This window comes from Sporosarcina luteola, from assembly GCF_023715535.1.
GTDB lineage: Bacteria > Bacillota > Bacilli > Bacillales_A > Planococcaceae > Sporosarcina > Sporosarcina luteola_B.
The window spans coordinates 280,217-298,226 of record NZ_JAMBOI010000001.1 but is presented as its reverse complement, the minus strand read 5'-3'; the positions used below and the strand labels follow the sequence as shown (position 1 = coordinate 298,226).

The following is an 18,010-nucleotide window of genomic DNA, read 5'->3' as shown; positions in this document are numbered from 1 at the left end:
AATAGTAGTCTATCCGATGGTATCCGGATAGTTTGCACATCCATTTCCCCCATAACTTGGCCATTAGATACCCCTTTCCCCAATCGCGACTGCATATAATAAAAAGTGTTTTTTGTGAATAAAGACACATCTATTATATAACTAACATGCTTTTTTGCCTATAGAATCTAGAAATTAATTATCGGGAGAAACCGACAGCGTATTTCGACCTAATGTGACATTGGGGATTTCTGAGGACTAAAGGATAATTGGTGCCTGTGCAGCACACTATTCAGTTTATTAACTACAATTGTATACTGTTGAAAAGAGAAGTCAGCCATTACAGTGAATGGCTGACTTTTCTTTGGATATTCATGCGTGACGGTGAATTGTCATAAATGTGTCTTGCACAGGCACCGAATTAGGCACCGAATCAGGCACCGAATTACGTTTTCATTGTGCCGTCCAAATATGACTTCTCGATTTCGACAGCCGGAAGGGGCTTGCTGAAATGGAAGCCTTGAACTAAGTCGCACTGATGCTTAATTAAAAAATCGAGTTGCTCCTCCGTTTCAACTCCCTCAGCGATAACTTGCATTTGCAGGTTATGTGAGAGCGTAATGATCGCTTTCACGATAAAGGCGCTTGGTTGGTCATTGATAATTTCAAAGACGAACGATTTATCGATTTTAATGTAATCGATTGGAAAATTATTTAAATAAGCGAGCGAGCTGTACCCGGTCCCGAAGTCATCTATACTAATCCCAATCCCGATTTCCTTCAGCTGCTTCAACACTTTCAAGGAGTACTCATATTCCATTGCCATGTACTCAGTAATCTCGACTACGAGATATTGTGGATCTAGCCCTGTTTCTAGAAGAGTGTTTTCCATGTACGTGACGAGATCACTCGTCAGGAATTGTTGAGTGGATAGGTTGACGGATACTTTGAGCGGTTGGTACCCGGCATCCTGCCATCTTTTGTTTTGGGAGCAAGCCTCTTTGATGACCCACTTGCCAATTTGGTTGATAAACCCGTTGTCTTCTGCCAACTTGATGAATTTGTCGGGAGAAAGAAGGCCGAGCGACGGATGCTGCCAACGGATTAACGCTTCCACTCCGATAATTTCACTCGTTTGAGGATTGATCTGCGGTTGGTAATGAAGGACGAATTCCTCTTGCTCCATTGCCTTCCGCAAATCGGTCTCAAGCCTGTATTCATCCTTTGCTCCTTCCAGCAAATCTGAAGTGTAGACACTGTAACGATTTTTCCCCTGGTTTTTCGCCTCGTACATTGCATTATCTGCAAAAATCATCAGCTTCTCCATTGTAATCGGATAGTCCGGGTATATGGCGATGCCTACGCTTGCCGTCGTATGCAATTCGTGGCCTTCAATGTGGAAAGGGTCATCAAACACGTGTAGAATTTCTTCAGCTTTCATCGTGACGTAGTCGGAGCCCTCAAAATCCTTTAGCAGGAAAATGAATTCATCTCCACCTGTCCGTCCGAGCATATCATTCTTCCCGAGACAAGCAGAGAGTCGTTCGCTCACCTTTTTCAGCAGCATATCACCCCATGCGTGGCTGAAATTATCGTTTATCGCTTTGAACCTGTCCAAATCGATGAAAAGGAGAGCCATTGTCCGCTGATGGCCGGAATTGATATCCTCTATGACCTTTTCGATTTCCTCATTGACGTATCTGCGGTTCGGAAGGCTAGTTAAATCGTCGTGATAAGCCAGATAATTGTATTTTTCCTGCAGGAAATAGCGGTCGGAAATGTCACGGAACTGTCCGAAGGCACCAATCATCTTGCCGTCTTCATGGATCGGCTGTGCATCGAACAGGCAGACGACAAGTTTCCCATCCTGGTTGGTGAATTGGATCTCTTCATCTATAATAATTTTCCCTTGCTCCAGAACTTCTTTGAAATAGGTACCGGTTATTGGGGATTCGAGAATATTTCTTCCAATTACCGCCTCCCTGCTTATCTTCGACAGTTGTTGGGCGAAATCGTTGAATTCAATAGTAATTCCATTTTCATCCGTAAGGACAATTGCATTGTTTGTCCTGCTCAATATGATTTGATTCAGAATGTTAAGCTTCCTATTTTGTTTCCGCAATAAAAGCTCCCGTTCAATCGAATCCACCGCTTGCGTCAGCATCGTGAGGAATAGGGGGTTTTCAAACTGAATCGGCATCATGATGGACACACTGCCAAGCAAATTATTGTCGTCAGTATAGCGAAATGCAGTTCCATAGCAAGCAATCTCATGCAGAAATGTATGAAAATGCTGCTTGCCAATAATGCTGATCGGGTGCTTTTGTTGCAAAGCAAGACTGACTACATTCGTTCCCGTATCTTCACGGACGAACAGACTGCCGAGCCGAATCCCGAATTGTTGGATTGTCGCCTTAATGTTTTCATCACCTTCGATTTCCAAAAGGTATCCATTGGAATCCGACACAACTACAAGGATGGGCGTACCTTTCAATGAGTCCAGCAATTTATTGGAAAAATAACTAACAACGGATAAAATTTCACTATAGGAACCCCTCTTTTCGACAAGCTCCTGCACCGATAAAGACTGTTTCGGCTTGGCAACGATATCTGGATCCATACCGGCCTCTTCACAAAAACGATTGGATTCTACTATGTAAACAGCGTCTCGATTACTCATATGTACCTCCGAATCTATTATTCAATGGTTCTATTCCTTATTAACCAAGACGAAAAGAGGCAGGTTTAGCTTAAATTATAATTATAAAGTTTATGGCAGAATAATACAATATCTATACATCTCAACCGGATTCATTAATGATCCATGCCTGAAATAAAAAGCATCAATCCGGGAAGAGGGAAAGATGCTTTTAATATTAAGATTTCCACATTATAGAAAATGTTTTAATTCGTCGAAAAACAATGATAAATGTTATTGATTATTGTTTCTGTTCGTTATATCATTGTATTTAAAATTCAGAAAAAAGGGAGGGTTCAGCGATGATCACTTTTATAACATCCATTTTGTTGTTGATTGTTGGATATATCGTTTATGGGAAGGTGATTGAACGAATTTTCGGCATCAATGACCAGAATCTAACGCCCGCCTATACGAACAACGATGGTCTTGATTACATTCCAATGAGTTGGTGGAAAGCGAGTTTGATACAGCTTCTGAATATCGCTGGAACCGGCCCGATATTTGGTGCGATCATGGGCGCGCTTTATGGACCGGTAGCATTTATATGGATAGTTATCGGTAGTATCTTTGCCGGGGCGGTGCATGATTACTTTTCGGGCATGTTGTCGCTTAGACATAATGGAGCTCAATTTCCAACACTTGTCGGAAAATACTTAGGCGGTAAAATGAAATTCCTTATAACGATCGTCTCAATAGTCTTAATGGTTTTGGTGGCAGCAGCATTTACTTCGGCGCCTGCCCAGCTGCTTACTGAAATAACACCAATTAACTTTACAACTTGGTTAGTTATTATTTTCATTTATTTTATACTTGCGGCGGTTCTGCCGATCAATAAGATTATTGGAAGAGTGTACCCTGTTTTTGGAGCTATCTTAATTTTCATGGCTGTATCAATCGGTATTGGCTTGTTCTTTTTTGATAAATCAATTCCCAATTTAACATTCAGTAATTTACACCCGGGAGAAATGCCTATATGGCCATTGTTAATGGTAACAATATCTTGCGGGGCGATTTCTGGATTTCACAGTACACAAAGTCCAATTTTAGCTCGCACATTAAAAAAGGAAAGTGAAGGCAGAAAAGTTTTCTATGGAGCAATGATTGGCGAAGGTATTATTGCGATGATTTGGGCAGCCGCAGGGATGACCTTTTTTGGCAGTACGGGTTCATTGCAAACAGCACTGGCGGCAGGAGGTCCAGCTGGAGTCGTGAATGAGATCAGTCTAACAACGCTAGGCGCATTTGGCGGGTTCATTGCCATCTTAGGTATAGTTATTCTACCAATTACGACCGGTGATACGGCATTGCGTTCCTCCAGAATGATGCTTGCCGAATTATTAACGCAACTGACGAAAAAAGACTTTAACGGGAAAGGGAAACTAGCTCTACTTATCATTCCGGTAGCAGGAATAACGCTCTATCTGACAACGATTGATTATAGCTTCCTCTGGCGTTATGTCGGTGGAACGAATCAAATCGTTGCTGCCGTAATGTTATGGACGGCAACTATGTACCTCGTAGAAAACAACAAGTTCCATTGGGTATGCAGCATTCCGGCGTTATTCATGACAGCGGTGGTCAGTACGTATTTCTTTTATGCACCAGAAGGCTTCAACTTGGACTATGGTATTTCTCTGGCTTTAGGATCGGTAATTTGGTTGGCTGTACTTGCTTGGTTTGTAAGGCAACTTATTAGGCATAAGACAGCTAGTAATTATAAGGATTTAGATCTTAAGGTGGGATAATGGCTATTTTTATTCATCGATAATAAAACCAGATTCCTAGCATCAAAGGGATCTGGTTATTTGCTAACTCCTCGTCAACCTCTCCTGGATATTTATTCCGTTCTTTACTATAGTTAAAAGAAGAGATAGTAGAACGTAAGGGGGTGGTACCAATCGAAGAAACGGTAAAATGGTGGAAGGCCATTGTGGAATCGATGAATGATGGGGTGCTTGTTATCGATCGTGCTGGCGTTGTAAAGACGATTAATCCGGAATATTCCCGGATTACCGGGGTCACTCCCGATATTATCGGCAAGTCTTTGATTTCATATCGTCCGGGTGCGAAATTGCCAGAGACGCTCGTAAGTGGAGAAAGTCAGGTAGGCGTGTATAGGAAAACGCACAATCGGGAATATGTTGTTGATATGGCGCCAGTCATTGTAGAGGATGAGATTGTTGGTGCAGTTTCTGTCTGCAAGAGTTTGAATGAGGTACAGCTTCTCACTCGGGAGCTTGAGAAGCAACGTCAAAGAGTGAAAGAACTGCAAGAACAGATTAGTGCGTTTCATAAGGTGAGATATACATTTGAAGATATCATTACGAATGATCCTAAAATGAAAGAACGCATTTCGATTGCAAAGAAAACAGCTACGACCGATTTGCCAATCTTGATCAAAGGTGAGAGTGGGACGGGAAAAGAATTGTTTGCACAGGCTATCCATCATACAAGTTTACGCTCGGCAAAGCCCTTCATTCCCGTGAATTGCTCGGCGATTCCATCTGAAATGATTGAAAATGAACTGTTCGGTCATTCTGAAGGAGCTTTTCCAGGCGCTTTCGAAGAGGGGAAGGCAGGCTTGTTTGAAATGGCCGATGGGGGAACGCTATTTCTAGATGAAGTAAGTGATTTATCGCTCGATGTCCAGGCAAAACTTTTACGAGTTTTACAGGAAGGTGCAATCCGGCGTATTGGTGAGGCAGCAGAGAGGAGAGTGGACGTACGGATTGTGGCTTCGACGAATAGAGATTTGCATCAACGTATTGCGAAAGGTCTATTTCGCAATGACTTTATGTATCGACTAAATACGGTGGTTCTGCAAATCCCGCCTTTGCGCGATCGAAAAGCGGATATTCCATTTATCGCGAAGTCGGTCTTGAGTGCTAGGGAAGATGTAGATCAAGAAGTCATGACATTTTTAACAAAGTATGATTGGCCAGGGAATGTAAGGGAACTACGAAATGTCTTGGATTTTGCGATGTGCATGGCGGACGAGGATGAGCGGATTATCATCCGTCATCTTCCCGAAATTATGCAAAAGCAATATCGTTTATATGATGAGGAAACAGAGGTCTTTCCGCTGTATAAGGCGGTAGAAGCAGCAGAAAGGACTATACTTGAATCAACCTTGCAATCTAGCGGAACAACTGTCGAGGATCGGCAGGAAGTAGCAAATAAACTCGGAATCTCTCTTGCCACCTTGTACAATAAAATGAAGAAATATAAGATTAGATAATAATTATAGTTATTTGTAATACATGAAAACTCTATTCTAGAAAGTTGGAATGACGATGACGGTAAGGCCACTTTTAACAAAGAGTCCGAATATCTCTGTTGTTTATTCCATGTAATTAGAAGGAGAAATGCCTGTAGTACCGGCATTTCTTCTATTTTTTTTGTTAAAATAGTAGAAGAGACAGACTTATTACACAACGAGGTGATTGTATGCTACGAATTGGATCTGGGGCTGGTTTTTCAGGCGACAGGCTTGAACCGGCAGTAGAGCTTGCTGAAAAAGGAAAACTTGACTACTTAGTTTTGGAATGCTTGGCAGAGCGCACGATTGCACTAGCTCAAAAACGCAAAAAATCGGATGCTGCGATGGGATACGATCCTTTGCTTGAAAAGAGAATTCGCTCCTTATTGCCAGTATTGAAGCAAAACAATGTACGGCTCATAACGAATATGGGAGCAGCGAACCCGTTAGGCGGTGCAAAGAAAATTATTGAAATCGCGGACGAGCTAGGATTGCATGTGAAAGTGGCCGCCGTTACTGGGGATGATGTTCTGCCGTACATCTTAAAAAAATGCGATTCACTTGAGTTCAAACCGCGACTTTCTGAAAACGTTTCCATCTTGTCGGCGAACGCTTATATGGGAGCGTCCACAATCGTGCCGGCAATTGAAACGGGGGCGGATGTAATCATTACGGGAAGGGTTGCCGATCCATCTTTGTTCTTGGCACCGATGATCCATCATTTCGGCTGGTCAACTAGTGACTATGAATTGATGGGGAAAGGGACCGTGATCGGCCATTTGCTCGAATGTGGAGGACAATTGACAGGCGGTTTCTTTGCAGATCCCGGGAAAAAAGACGTCGGCGGTCTCGCACATCTCGGTTTTCCGCTGGCCGAAGTACAACCGGATGGATCTGCGCTGTTGACGAAATTGCCTGGAACGGGGGGAGCTTTGACGCTTCGTACCGTGAAAGAGCAACTTTTGTATGAAGTGATGGATCCGTCTTCTTATATAACGCCGGATGTTATTGCAGATTTTACAACGGTCTCTTTGAGGGAAGATGGAAATGACCGCATAGTAGTGACAGGCGGGAGTGGGAAGGAGCGACCATCCGAGCTGAAAGTAAGCATCGGCTACGATGCTGGCTTTCTTGGCGAGGGAGAGATTACATACGCCGGTGAAAATGCGGTCGGGCGTGCTGAACTGGCGGGAGCTGTCATTCAGGAGCGCTTGCAAGATTGTTATGAGGAGTTGACAGTTGATTACATAGGGATTACTTCGGCGCATCGGGGGTCATTTAGCTACGAAGGTATTCCGTATGAGGTCCGCCTTCGTGTTGCAGGCAAGACATATGAGCGGGAAAAAGCGAAGCGGATTGGCGAAGAGGTGGAGGCCCTTTATACAAATGGACCTGCTGGGGGAGGCGGCGCCCGTAAATATTTGAATGAAGTAATCGGCATCGTCTCCGCAATGGTTCCTATGGATATTGTGGAAGCGGAATTGCAGGTCATGGAGGTGAAACCAAATGGTGCGTAAACTGTACGAATTGGCGCATAGCAGAGCAGGGGATAAGGGGGATGTCCTCATGTTGTCGCTTATTCCTTACGAGGAAGGAATGTACGAGGCGTTGCGTGAACGAGTGACGGCGGACAGAGTAGAACTTCATCTGAAACATATTGTCAAAGGGGAGGTGACGCGTTACGAGATGCCGAACATAGCGGCCCTTCAGTTCGTCTGCCAAGGGGCTTTGCTAGGTGGAGTGACAACTTCTCCCGGAATGGATACGCATGGAAAAACGTTAAGCTATGCATTGCTGGAAATGGAAGTAGATCTGTAGATCAAATAAAAGGGGGATCTTGTATGTTGGCATTATTAGGGTTTTTAACGATTTTCGTATTTTTGGCACTCATTTTGACGAAGCGGATGTCCGTCATCGTTTCGTTAATTCTCGTTCCGGTCGTGTTCGCACTAATTGGAGGATTTGGGGCGCAGATGGGAGAATTTATGCTGGAAGGTGTGAAGGGTGTCGTTCCGACCGGTATCATGCTTGGCTTCGCTATTCTCTATTTCGGTGTAATGAATAACGCGGGATTGTTCGATCCCGTCATATCACGTGTGTTGCGGGCAGTCAAAGGCGACCCTTTAAAAATCGTTGTCGGTACCGCGATTATTGCGATGCTTGCACATTTGGATGGATCGGGTGCATCGACATTCCTTATTACCATCCCTGCATTATTGCCGCTATACGATAAATTAGGGATGAGTCGGATTATTTTAGCTGGCGTCGTAGCGCTTGGAGCGGGTGTTATGAACCTGTTGCCGTGGGGAGGCCCGACCGCACGAGCGGCGACCGCACTTGAAGTCGATCCTGGCGCAATTTTTAATCCTGTCATTCCCGCCATGGTGGCCGGGATTATGTGGGTACTGTTTGTTGCGTTTTGGATTGGCAGGAAGGAGCGAAAACGATTAGGCATTGCAGATGTAGAGTTTGACTTTCATGCTGAACTGTCCGATGAAGATAGAGCGATGAGACGTCCAAAGTTATTCTGGTTCAATCTACTATTGACAATTGTAACTATCGTGGCCCTAGTCAAAGTGTGGCTGCCGCTCCCGATTATCTTCATGATTGCATTTGCGATTGCGGTTATCGTCAATTATCCAAAACCGGATGATCAGATGGAACAGATAAAAAGCCAGTCGGTTGGCATGATTACCGTCGTGTCCATTATATTCGCAGCCGGGATTTTTACAGGGATTTTATCAGGTACAGGCATGATCACAGAAATGGCGAACGCTCTTGTCAGCTTCATTCCGGATGGAACGGGAAGCATAATGGGTATTCTCGTAGCCGTAACAGGCATGCCACTCAGCTTACTATTTACACCGGATGCCTATTATTTTGGTGTCCTGCCAATTATTAGCGAGACGGCAGCAGCATATGGAATAGATCCGACCCACATTGGCAGCGCCGCTATCTTAGGGCAAATGACAACAGGTTTTCCACTAAGTCCGTTAACAGCCTCAACATTTCTATTGATTGGCCTCGCCGGCGTTGAATTGGCAGACCATCAGAAATTCGTCTTCAAATGGGCTTTCGGAACAACGATTGTCATGACAATTGTTGCTATTATTACTGGAGTAATTCTTTGATGTAAATTTTTATGGAATTGAAATTGAGAGGACAAGCAGATTGCCTATTGGTTGTCCTCTGTTTTGTTTGGAAATTAGAACGAGGATCATAAGAGTGGGGTAAGTAAGGATATATAGGTATCAGGCACCCGATAATTTTTGGCGGGTGCCTAATACTATTTTCAATTGTCTTCTTTAATCACTACATTTGCCAAGCCGTTATCTTCAAATTCCGTTTCGTATTTCTCTTCAATCTCCAACAATCTGAGGAAACGGTCGTCCAGTGATTCAAACGTTCCTCCTTCTCGGTCAAGATCCCTTTTGGCCAGGTTCGCGGACAGCTTTTCCCAGAACACATGGTCATCATTGTCATCAATGATTGCATGCATCTGATCTTCATACTCTTGTGTTGGATAATAGCCATTCAATTCACTGTCATAGGTGACGATGTCAGCGCATCCCATGTCTTTTGCATGAGAGCAGATGTATTGGAACAGCTCATCATAATCGGCGAATCGATCGTCATGGGATCGGGTTGAGTTCGCCATCCATTCTCCTAAGAAGGCGAGATCGAGCAGTGCTTTGAATTGCTTTTCTGTGAAGTTGATTTTCAATTGTATCGTCTCCCTGTATGTTTTTTATTAGTTTACCATAGGGGGCTGGATCATAATGAAACTGGCTAAGTGCGGCTCTGGCCAAAAAAACAAATCCCATTCAATTCAGCGAATGGGAACTGATTTTTATACCGCTATCAGCGGCAAGGGCAAGACTATGAAAAGGCTTTGCAGACCTTTCGGGGGAATAACCGTGGAATCCAATGGAAAAGACAATGAAATATTGAGGCATTCATAATATAATTCAGAAAATAGAGAATTAGATTGGAGTCAATCCGATTGTATATAAATTATGATCCTAATCTACCCTCATATCATGGAACAATCGATTTGTACTCTGATAGTTTAGCAGTATTAACAAATGAAGCGGCTCAGTGTTTAGAACTGTTGAAGGTGATAAAATGTTAAATACAAATAATACAATCAGACTTCGTTATGAAATTGATTTAATGGTTCAGCATATCTCAAAGGAATTAATAAATGAGTTTGGTAAAAGCAAAGAGGAAGCGATGAAAATGATTAAAGACTCCGAGGTGGAGGTTGCTTTAGTTAAAGATCTGGGATCTGGGTATTCATGAATCCCCCTATAACTGGGCAATCAGCATATTAACTGATCAAAATGATCATGAAGCATTGGAAAAATATTTTTACCATTAGGAAAGGAGATACCATGTTTAAATGGTGATCTCCTTTCCTTTTTTTTTTCTTGAAAGCGGCAATTCGCACCGCCCCAAATTCACTATGAATACCGTACTACTTATCCCACAAACAGATTAGCTACTAGAATACTAACCAGTGAGACGAGCCAAGCGATTGTGGTAGGAACGGACCAAACTAGTATTTGCTCTTTTACTTTTTTGACGCCGAGCATGCGGTTTACGACCCAGAACAAGCTATCATTAAAGTATGAGAATACCATTGCACCGAGTGCGGCTGCTTGAGCTGCCAATGCCATGTTAATGTCAAGATTGACGACTATTGGTGCTGATATGGATGCGGCCGTAATCATGGCGACTGTGCCGCTTCCTTGGATTAAACGGACTAATGTTGCAATGATAAATGGAATCAATACTGCAGGTAAAGGAAGTGTGGCAACTTGTTGGGCGATATAGTCTCCCGCTCCGCTGCTGCGCAGTACTTGGCCTAGCGCACCGCCCGCGCCGGTTACGAGTAGGATAATACCTGCTGTTACCATGCCTTCTTCCATTCTCTCAAGCGCTTGTTCGCGTTTTAATTGTCCCGCTAACAAGTAGATAGCTGCAACTAAAGAGAGGCCGACTGCGATAATTGGTTGCCCTAAGAATAGAACATAGTCGATCCATCCTCCTTTAATGCCCCTCGCTTGTAATGTTGTGTTCATGAAAATGAGCACGATTGGAAGCAATATAGGGAACATGGAACGGAATAATGACGGAAGTTCTTTGTTTCTTTCGTCTGTAATCTGGACGAGTTCTTGGTAGGACATTTGTTCTTCCGGCCGTTCGAAATCTAGTCCATCTTCGGTAGGGATTTGATAGATTCGTTTGCCGATCCATTGAGCGTATAATACACCTGAAATGATAATCGGAATCGCGAACAGCAATCCCCAAGCGATCATTGTGCCGATATCGACGCCGAAGATACCAGCAACGCCTAATGGTCCAGGAGTCGGTGGAACGGCGTGATGCGTAGCGACCAATCCGATACCGAGAGCGACACCTAGTGTGATAACGGATTTACCTGTTTTTCGTGACAACGCTTTCACTAAGGGGTTAAGAATGACAAATGCAGAGTCTACAAAAATAGGAATTGAGACGATATAGCCGGCAATGGCCATTGCCCATTCTTCTTTTCGTTTCCCGATGAAACGGATTAAGCTATAGGCAAGACGCTCAGCCGCTCCAGAAACTTCTAAAATACGACCGATCATGACTCCGAATCCGATAACAATTCCGATAGAGCCAAGTGTGCTTCCGAATCCTGAAGAAATTGCTCCAGAAACTTCTATCGGATTCATGCCACCGATTAATCCGGTCAATGATGCGCCGATAATTAAAGCTAGAAAAGCATGAATCTTTGTTTTTAAAACGAGAAAGATTAAAGCAGCTACACCAATCACGAGACCTAAGATCATTTGCATTTCTGGTGACATACGGATTCCTCCAATTTAGTTGTTATGGACGATAAAGGGGAGAATGGCTCTCCCTTTATCGAAAAGTATTTCACAATGATTCTTCTGTGAATTTTGGAGCATATTCTGCAGCTAGCTTAATGCACTCTTCCATGCTGACGCTGGATGCGATATTCTTCCATGCGATGTCAAATGCAGTCCCGTGATCCACGGATGTGCGTAGAAATGGAAGGTTGTTCGTAATTGAGATCGTACGATGGAAGTCGGTCATCTTCGCCGCGATATGTCCTTGATCGTGGTAGAGGGAAAGGACCGCGTCGTATTTGCCGTTCAACGCTTGGAAAAATACTGAGTCAGCCGGGACCGGACCATAAGCATCGATTCCGTCTTTCTTTGCAGCTTCAATTCCCGGTGCGATTTCATTCACTTCCTCCATGCCGAACAGACCGCCTTCACCACTATGTGGATTCAACCCTGCAACTGCGATTTTTCTGTTTTCAACACCAAGACGTTGCAATGCGACGTCACAGCGGTTCAGATAGTCTTGCACCCGTTCTTTCGTCATTTGCGAAATCGCTTCTTTCAATGAAACATGGCGAGTCAGGAAGAAAATTCTCATGCCGCTCACTTGGAACATTGTGAGTGGATCAGCTGCTCCACCAAGGTCTTCCAGCATTTCAGTGTGACCGATGTAAGGAACTTCAGCGGCTTTCAATGATTCTTTATTAATTGGCGTCGTAGCAAGTGCAGACACTTCGCCATTCATTGCGAGCTCAACGGATTTTTTAATGAATTCGAAAGCGGCGCGTCCACATTGGGCTTGAACTTGACCTGGTTGTAATTCGTCAATATTGATATTCTCCATGTCCAATACATCAATCGTACCGAATTCGTACTTTCCTTCTCCAGGTTCGCTGATAATGTTTACATCCAAGTTTACTTCAGTGACGCCAATTGCTTTTTTAATTACCTCTGCATCGCCCACGACGAGTGGGTTGCACATATTGTAAATTTCCTTTTTAGCCAGTGATTTCACTGTGATTTCTGGCCCGATTCCTGCAGCGTCGCCCATTGGGATAGCGATGATGTTCAGTTTGTCAGTCATCATTACACACTTCCTTCATGATTTTTTGTTTGTAAAAATGAAATACATTTGTAAATCGATTGTTTTTCGCCGACCATGCCGCCTTTTGTCACTACGGGGATGCCATCGAAGCTGCCGCCAATGAATTTTCCGTAAGCGGCTAACGGGATGACTTCCTCGTGCAGCTGAATGGCTTCGGCATCGCTGACAGCAAATAATGCTGCAGTGACATCACCGCCACTTGAAAATGTTCCATCGATTTTGATAGTACTGTTTTGGATGATTGTATGTGTTACTTTAGCTAGCCCGGTCGTAATTCGCTTTGCCATTGCTTCTTCAGTGGTGTTCTCTTTCTTGGCAATCTCGGCTAATGGTAAACGTGTAGAAGTTGGAGATAGGGTTGTAATGATCAATACTTTTTCTTTTTGTAGCTTTGTCAGACCTTCTTCAATGGCCCGTGAGATTTCCCGATCCCATTTATCGGTCATCGACGCTAATTGTTCCGCGTCCACATAAACAGGGGAAGAATTCGTCTTGTCTATCAGATAGCGCAATTGTCGTCCAGTCATCCCAGTAACACTTCCGATTGTTGCAATATATTTGCTTTCATGCAGGCTTCTTCTTGTCAATACGCGCGCAAAAGAGGCCGAAAGTGGGCCTGGGTCAACAGGGAAAAGGGTTTGTCCATCCATAGACGCCATTGACTCAGCGATCTCGCTGATTTCTTCATTCGTGACGGCGTCCACTACAATGATTCTCTTTCCGTTTTCAATTAAGGCCTGCAAGGAAGAAGTAATACGAGTTTTACCTTGCAAAACATCCCCCAATCCAATATGTCCGACTTCAAATTCACTTTGCTCTTCAATGACTGCCGGTACATACGATTTCCTAATGGGATTCAGTGGATCTTTTGCCACATCCGTTTCTTGGACAGGTACTCCTTCGACTAATAAATACCCGCCTGACGTCACCCTCCCAGAATCCGGATATGATGCCACGACGATCGCGACACTATCCTCTCCGGTCTTTTCCAACATCGCATCGATTTCCGAGCCGATATTCCCGCGAATTGTACTATCTATTCGTTTAGTGATCACATCTGCGCCCCATGACGAAAGCTGGTCATATGTATGACGAACTCGATCCTCGGCGGTAGAAGGGGAGACATAGCGACTATCTGTATCAACGCAAATCGAAGTGAACTTATTGGAAGTAGGCACTTTTCCCCCGAACACAATGGTAGCGCTTTGGAACCCAGCTTCCGCAAGCCTCACCCCTGTTGCGTTCGCCCCTGTTAAGTCATCCGCTATAATTCCGATTTTCATATTTCCACCTGCCCTGATATGATCATATCAACCGATTCATTGTATTTTTCCAAAATATCATCCGTGATGTTATTGTCTGTTATGATTGTTGACACTTCCTCAAGATCACAGATTTTCGAAAAGGATTTTTGGTTGAATTTCGTAGAATCTGCCACAAGAATGATTTGGCCAGCCGTTCTGATCATTGCCCGTTTTAAAGAAGACTTTTCAATCGAAGGCGTTGTAACGCCAAACGAGGAATGAATCGCATTGGCTCCCAAGAAGAATAAATCGACATGGAGGGAACTCAATATATCTTTTGTCAACGAGCCGTAAAGAGTTCCGGTCTCCGATTGAAGCCGTCCACCGACTACAATGACTTCCAGGCGACTCTCCATTAGTTCCACGGCAATTTTAATATCGTTTGTAATAACGGTGATATGCTCGCGGGACTTCAATAGCCTTGCAATTTCAAGTGTCGTTGTTCCGGAGTCCAGCATTACAGTCATACCCTCGCTCACAAACGAAATTGCTTTTTCTGCAATCGCTTTCTTTTCCTCAACAGCCAAACCCGATTTTGAGGCGAATGTCCTTTCGCGAATAAGAGCTTGTGCTAGGATAGCTCCGCCGTGTGTACGAATTAGCTTATTCTGCTTCTCCAACACATCAAAATCACGTCGAATCGTCATCGGAGTCACTTCAAGCATATCGGCCAACTGAGTGATTTCAGCCTTTCCATCCGATTCTAGAGTAGCTATTATTTTCAGTCTTCGTTCTTTTGGAGACATCACAAAGCCACCTACTTAATAATGTTCATATCTAACATTTCGAAATGTTAGATATGAACATTATTATGGTGCTATCAAATGTATAAGTCAACCACTATTTGAGCATTCTGACCAGTTGTCACGGTAAGGTGCCTGTGCAGCACACTATTCCGTTTATTCACTACAATTGTATATTATCAAAATGGAAAGTCAGCCACGGAAGTAAGTGGCTGACTTTTCTTTGGATATTCATACCTTCATGTGAATTGTCATAAATGCACCTTGCACAGGCACTGAGACAATTCTGGTTATTCACTACAATTGTATATTGTCAAGATGGAAAATCAGCCGTTATATGAAAACGGCTGATATTTGTTGTGTAATTATCCATTCAAATGAATTGTCATAAATGTGTCGTACACAGGTACCGTTACGAAACTGTAAAATCAATTATTTCACAATCACTTCAATAGGTTCTCCGACAATATTCCATTCCGTTCCAAGCATTGTGAATGTGTGCTTTACAAACACTTGGGCTGTTCCAGGAGAGACAGCTTCAATTGTGTTGCCATTCAGCCTGACGATACCATTGTCATCAGCGACGAAAAGTTCAGATGCGATATTCTCCTTTTTAGCTGTACGGTAATTGACAAAGGCTTTTGCTTGAACTGTTGATGTTTTTCCTGGCTTCAAATTGATTTTCTTGATGGGTGTTTCGAGCCTGATCGGTGAATCTGTCAGCCATTGCATATAGTCGGTTATAGGGCCGATGAGTCCTTCGGCGAGTTTATCGCGGAATGGCTCTTCTCCGCGGAATGTCCAGTGCATCGTGAGCATGCCGCGTTGGCGCATATACGTTATGAATTCCTCGTACGTGCTGCCGTAGCTTGCATTCAATGTCACTTTATTCGATGTTCCGTAATCCATCATCTTTTGGGCGTTCTTAATCTTTGCCTCTGTCGTTGCTGGCACTGCTGCGGAATACAGATAGCCAACAGGAATTTCAGGTTTTAATCTATAGGAATCAATCATGCTGCCGAGGTCGAAGCTTTGCAACACAACTTGGTCGACCATTCCTTCTTCTTCGATTTCCCTGATCACTTGCTCCTCGATGCCGACGCCTTTCAATTCAATGAGAAGGATGACATCTTTCCCTTTGAATTCTTGAAGGAACTCTCTGAATGTAGGCACTTGCTCTCCCGCGAATTCTTCACTGTATTTGATACCTGCATCGAGCTGACGGATTTCATCGAACGTCAAATCACTGACTGCACCAGTTCCATTTGTCGTCCGGTTTACCGTCAGGTCATGCATGATGATAAGATGGCCGTCTTTCGTCAATTGTAAATCCGTTTCGATCTGATCCGCGCCAAGCTCGTAAGCAAGTCGGTACCCAGCCATCGTGTTTTCAGGGGCTAGTGATGGGACTCCACGGTGGGCGGCGACAATCGGTCGTTTGACGATTGTGTTTTCAGGATATTTTCCGAGCGCTTCGATGGAAGCGGCAGGATTATCGGTGATGATGCCGTCCGCTCCTGTATGGATGAGCGTATGCGCACGATCTTCATCTTCGGCACCGATTCCCCATACAGCGACCATTCTTGTATGCAAGTAGTGGACATTCTCCGCATCTAGCAGTTTTTCCGGAATCAGCGCAACTTTTGCATTGCTAGCATGGACGGTCCGGATTAGTTCGTTAATGTCATGCTTGTTGAAGGAATTCTTCGTATAGATGATTCCCCCTCTTGCTGTAGGCATCAGGTTAGTGATTGCCTTCACGATTTCCGGATGTGGCGAGACGATATGAACGTCTGTCGTTTGTGCGGCATCCAAGCTTTCTATGATTGCTCTTTCTATTCCTTTCGTTTCGATGTGCAAGATTGGAATGCGCATGTTTTGTACATTGGCGAGCGCTTCATGCAATGGCACGCCATCCGTCACCAATTCACCCGCGCCATTCCGTTCAACTTTCAGGAGCACGGATGCCGTGTTTGAAGATTCTGCGGCAGCCAAGGATTGTCCGATTAGCGTAGGTGCGTTTATGATTTTCGTCTCCGGCTCTTGCGGAAGGAATGCGCCCGCGTTTTCAACTGGCGTCAACCCTTGCTCGAAAGATGAAACTTTCACATTGTCGAATAGGACGGTGGACCCGTTTGCTTGGAAGCCGATGTCGCCATTCAGCAAACCGGACGCTTGATCGGTATTGATGACAAGTTTGTTATTGATGAACTGCTGGACCGATTATTGCTTGCAATGATTTTAATTCGATAAGGCTTGTTGTACTCGAACTTTTCCGTGAAGAATGTCGCTTCGGGTACGACCCATTTATTCTGCGCATTCCGCTCTGCAAATTCCGCGCCATTCAACGCTGACGTACCTCTCCGGATTGCGAATTGATAGTATGGATAATTGGCCGATTGCACACGGAACATCATTGATGCCCATCGAGTATCTTCGACTGCGGAAACGAAAGTCATATCCGCCTCAAACACGATGTTTCCGTTCTTATCGGGGAGCGGTACAAGCACTCTTGCCGGTGAAGCTGACGAAGGCGAAGTTAATTTCAATGCTCCATCTTCAACGGATGCTTGTCCTTGAATGACGCTCCATCCCTCTGGCATTACGCCATCCAATTGGTCAAAGTCCTCTTCGACGAGTACGGTCTGATCGGCACTCGCCATATTGCCTGTGCCGAACAAATAGCCGAAACTTGCCACCAGTGCGACAATGCCAAGGGTTACCCACTTCATAATTCCTTTCTTCATCCCAATTCCTCCTTTCGAATTAGATCGCCAATCTAGCAACCTAGGTAGCAATCGGTTAGAAGTATACATGATTCCTAATTGCTTGAAAGTTAAATTATTACAAAGAGATAAAAAACAATTCTTTATTACCTGAAGTGCCACTAATTCCGTTTCGAATGAACTAGTTTACCTCGTAGGGGGACAGACTCATAAACAAGGAGATTATGAAAGTGAGTGAAAGATCTAAATAATGTTTATTGAAACACAGAATACTATTGCAATTATATGAATCTACTGTATACTATGGGTAGTTGAATATAGGCAGAGATGATGAGATG

Annotated in this window: 14 protein-coding genes; 6 read left to right on the top strand and 8 right to left on the bottom strand. The window is 44.0% G+C overall.

From position 1 onward, the window contains the following. Positions 1-424: 424 nt before the first annotated feature. Positions 425-2,659 carry an EAL domain-containing protein gene (locus tag M3191_RS01280; RefSeq protein WP_251697643.1) on the bottom strand — a complete coding sequence of 745 codons (2,235 nt, stop codon included), beginning with the start codon at positions 2,657-2,659 and terminating at the stop codon, positions 425-427. A gap of 320 nt (positions 2,660-2,979) precedes the next feature. Here M3191_RS01280 and M3191_RS01275 point away from each other — a divergent pair, with 320 nt between their 5' ends. The 5 genes from M3191_RS01275 (at position 2,980) to M3191_RS01255 (ending at position 9,070) form a co-directional block, all read left to right on the top strand. Next, complete coding sequence (locus M3191_RS01275; RefSeq protein ID WP_251697642.1) at positions 2,980-4,425, top strand: carbon starvation CstA family protein; 1,446 nt, start codon at positions 2,980-2,982, stop codon at positions 4,423-4,425. Between the two features lie 143 nt (positions 4,426-4,568). Continuing rightward, a complete protein-coding gene (locus tag M3191_RS01270) occupies positions 4,569-5,918 on the top strand; it encodes a sigma-54 interaction domain-containing protein (protein WP_251697641.1) in 1,350 nt (449 codons plus the stop codon). 209 nt (positions 5,919-6,127) lie between these two features. Further along, positions 6,128-7,456 (top strand): acyclic terpene utilization AtuA family protein, encoded by a 1,329-nt coding sequence (locus tag M3191_RS01265; protein WP_251697640.1) that lies wholly within the window; start codon positions 6,128-6,130, stop codon positions 7,454-7,456. After that, positions 7,446-7,757, top strand: a complete 312-nt coding sequence (locus M3191_RS01260) for an AtuA-related protein (RefSeq protein WP_251697639.1) — start codon at positions 7,446-7,448, stop codon at positions 7,755-7,757. Before M3191_RS01265 ends, M3191_RS01260 begins: the two co-directional genes overlap by 11 nt. Positions 7,758-7,780: 23 nt before the next feature. Then, positions 7,781-9,070: a CitMHS family transporter gene (locus M3191_RS01255; RefSeq protein ID WP_251697638.1), complete on the top strand. Its 1,290-nt coding sequence runs from the start codon at positions 7,781-7,783 to the stop codon at positions 9,068-9,070. 161 nt (positions 9,071-9,231) lie between these two features. Here M3191_RS01255 and M3191_RS01250 read toward each other — a convergent pair whose 3' ends face one another. Continuing rightward, the gene (locus M3191_RS01250) at positions 9,232-9,663 is read right to left on the bottom strand and encodes a hypothetical protein (protein ID WP_251697637.1); all 432 of its coding nucleotides are present in this window, start codon (positions 9,661-9,663) and stop codon (positions 9,232-9,234) included. Between the two features lie 401 nt (positions 9,664-10,064). On the opposite strand from M3191_RS01250, the gene M3191_RS01245 reads away from it, so the two are divergent. Next, positions 10,065-10,241 (top strand): hypothetical protein, encoded by a 177-nt coding sequence (locus tag M3191_RS01245; RefSeq protein ID WP_251697636.1) that lies wholly within the window; start codon positions 10,065-10,067, stop codon positions 10,239-10,241. A 179-nt stretch (positions 10,242-10,420) separates the two neighbouring features. On the opposite strand, the gene M3191_RS01240 is transcribed toward M3191_RS01245, so the two are convergent. From M3191_RS01240 to M3191_RS01215, 6 genes are all read right to left on the bottom strand, one after another. Continuing rightward, a complete protein-coding gene (locus M3191_RS01240) occupies positions 10,421-11,794 on the bottom strand; it encodes a GntP family permease (protein WP_251697635.1) in 1,374 nt (457 codons plus the stop codon). A 70-nt stretch (positions 11,795-11,864) separates the two neighbouring features. Then, a complete protein-coding gene (gene pdxA, locus M3191_RS01235) occupies positions 11,865-12,878 on the bottom strand; it encodes a 4-hydroxythreonine-4-phosphate dehydrogenase PdxA (RefSeq protein ID WP_251698055.1) in 1,014 nt (337 codons plus the stop codon). A gap of 2 nt (positions 12,879-12,880) precedes the next feature. Further along, positions 12,881-14,182 carry a four-carbon acid sugar kinase family protein gene (locus tag M3191_RS01230; protein WP_251697634.1) on the bottom strand — a complete coding sequence of 434 codons (1,302 nt, stop codon included), beginning with the start codon at positions 14,180-14,182 and terminating at the stop codon, positions 12,881-12,883. Further along, on the bottom strand, positions 14,179-14,949 hold the full coding sequence (locus tag M3191_RS01225; protein WP_251697633.1) for a DeoR/GlpR family DNA-binding transcription regulator: 771 nt from the start codon (positions 14,947-14,949) through the stop codon (positions 14,179-14,181). The genes M3191_RS01230 and M3191_RS01225 overlap by 4 nt, the downstream gene beginning before the upstream one ends. A 429-nt stretch (positions 14,950-15,378) precedes the next feature. Then, on the bottom strand, positions 15,379-17,112 hold the full coding sequence (locus M3191_RS01220) for a glycerophosphodiester phosphodiesterase (protein WP_251697632.1): 1,734 nt from the start codon (positions 17,110-17,112) through the stop codon (positions 15,379-15,381). Next, positions 17,106-17,693, bottom strand: coding sequence for a hypothetical protein (locus M3191_RS01215; RefSeq protein ID WP_251697631.1), 588 nt, complete (start codon positions 17,691-17,693; stop codon positions 17,106-17,108). Before M3191_RS01215 ends, M3191_RS01220 begins: the two co-directional genes overlap by 7 nt. Positions 17,694-18,010 lie beyond the last annotated feature (317 nt).

What these genes read in the sequence shown, in the direction of transcription:
- M3191_RS01280 (WP_251697643.1), bottom strand. Translation starts at nt 2,659, where the DNA reads ATGAGTAATCGAGACGCTGTTTACATAGTAGAATCCAATCGTTTTTGT.
- M3191_RS01275 (WP_251697642.1), top strand. Translation starts at nt 2,980, where the DNA reads ATGATCACTTTTATAACATCCATTTTGTTGTTGATTGTTGGATATATC.
- M3191_RS01265 (WP_251697640.1), top strand. Translation starts at nt 6,128, where the DNA reads ATGCTACGAATTGGATCTGGGGCTGGTTTTTCAGGCGACAGGCTTGAA.
- M3191_RS01260 (WP_251697639.1), top strand. Translation starts at nt 7,446, where the DNA reads ATGGTGCGTAAACTGTACGAATTGGCGCATAGCAGAGCAGGGGATAAG.
- M3191_RS01255 (WP_251697638.1), top strand. Translation starts at nt 7,781, where the DNA reads ATGTTGGCATTATTAGGGTTTTTAACGATTTTCGTATTTTTGGCACTC.
- M3191_RS01245 (WP_251697636.1), top strand. Translation starts at nt 10,065, where the DNA reads ATGTTAAATACAAATAATACAATCAGACTTCGTTATGAAATTGATTTA.
- M3191_RS01240 (WP_251697635.1), bottom strand. Translation starts at nt 11,794, where the DNA reads ATGTCACCAGAAATGCAAATGATCTTAGGTCTCGTGATTGGTGTAGCT.
- pdxA (WP_251698055.1), bottom strand. Translation starts at nt 12,878, where the DNA reads ATGACTGACAAACTGAACATCATCGCTATCCCAATGGGCGACGCTGCA.
- M3191_RS01230 (WP_251697634.1), bottom strand. Translation starts at nt 14,182, where the DNA reads ATGAAAATCGGAATTATAGCGGATGACTTAACAGGGGCGAACGCAACA.
- M3191_RS01225 (WP_251697633.1), bottom strand. Translation starts at nt 14,949, where the DNA reads ATGTCTCCAAAAGAACGAAGACTGAAAATAATAGCTACTCTAGAATCG.
- M3191_RS01215 (WP_251697631.1), bottom strand. Translation starts at nt 17,693, where the DNA reads ATGAAGAAAGGAATTATGAAGTGGGTAACCCTTGGCATTGTCGCACTG.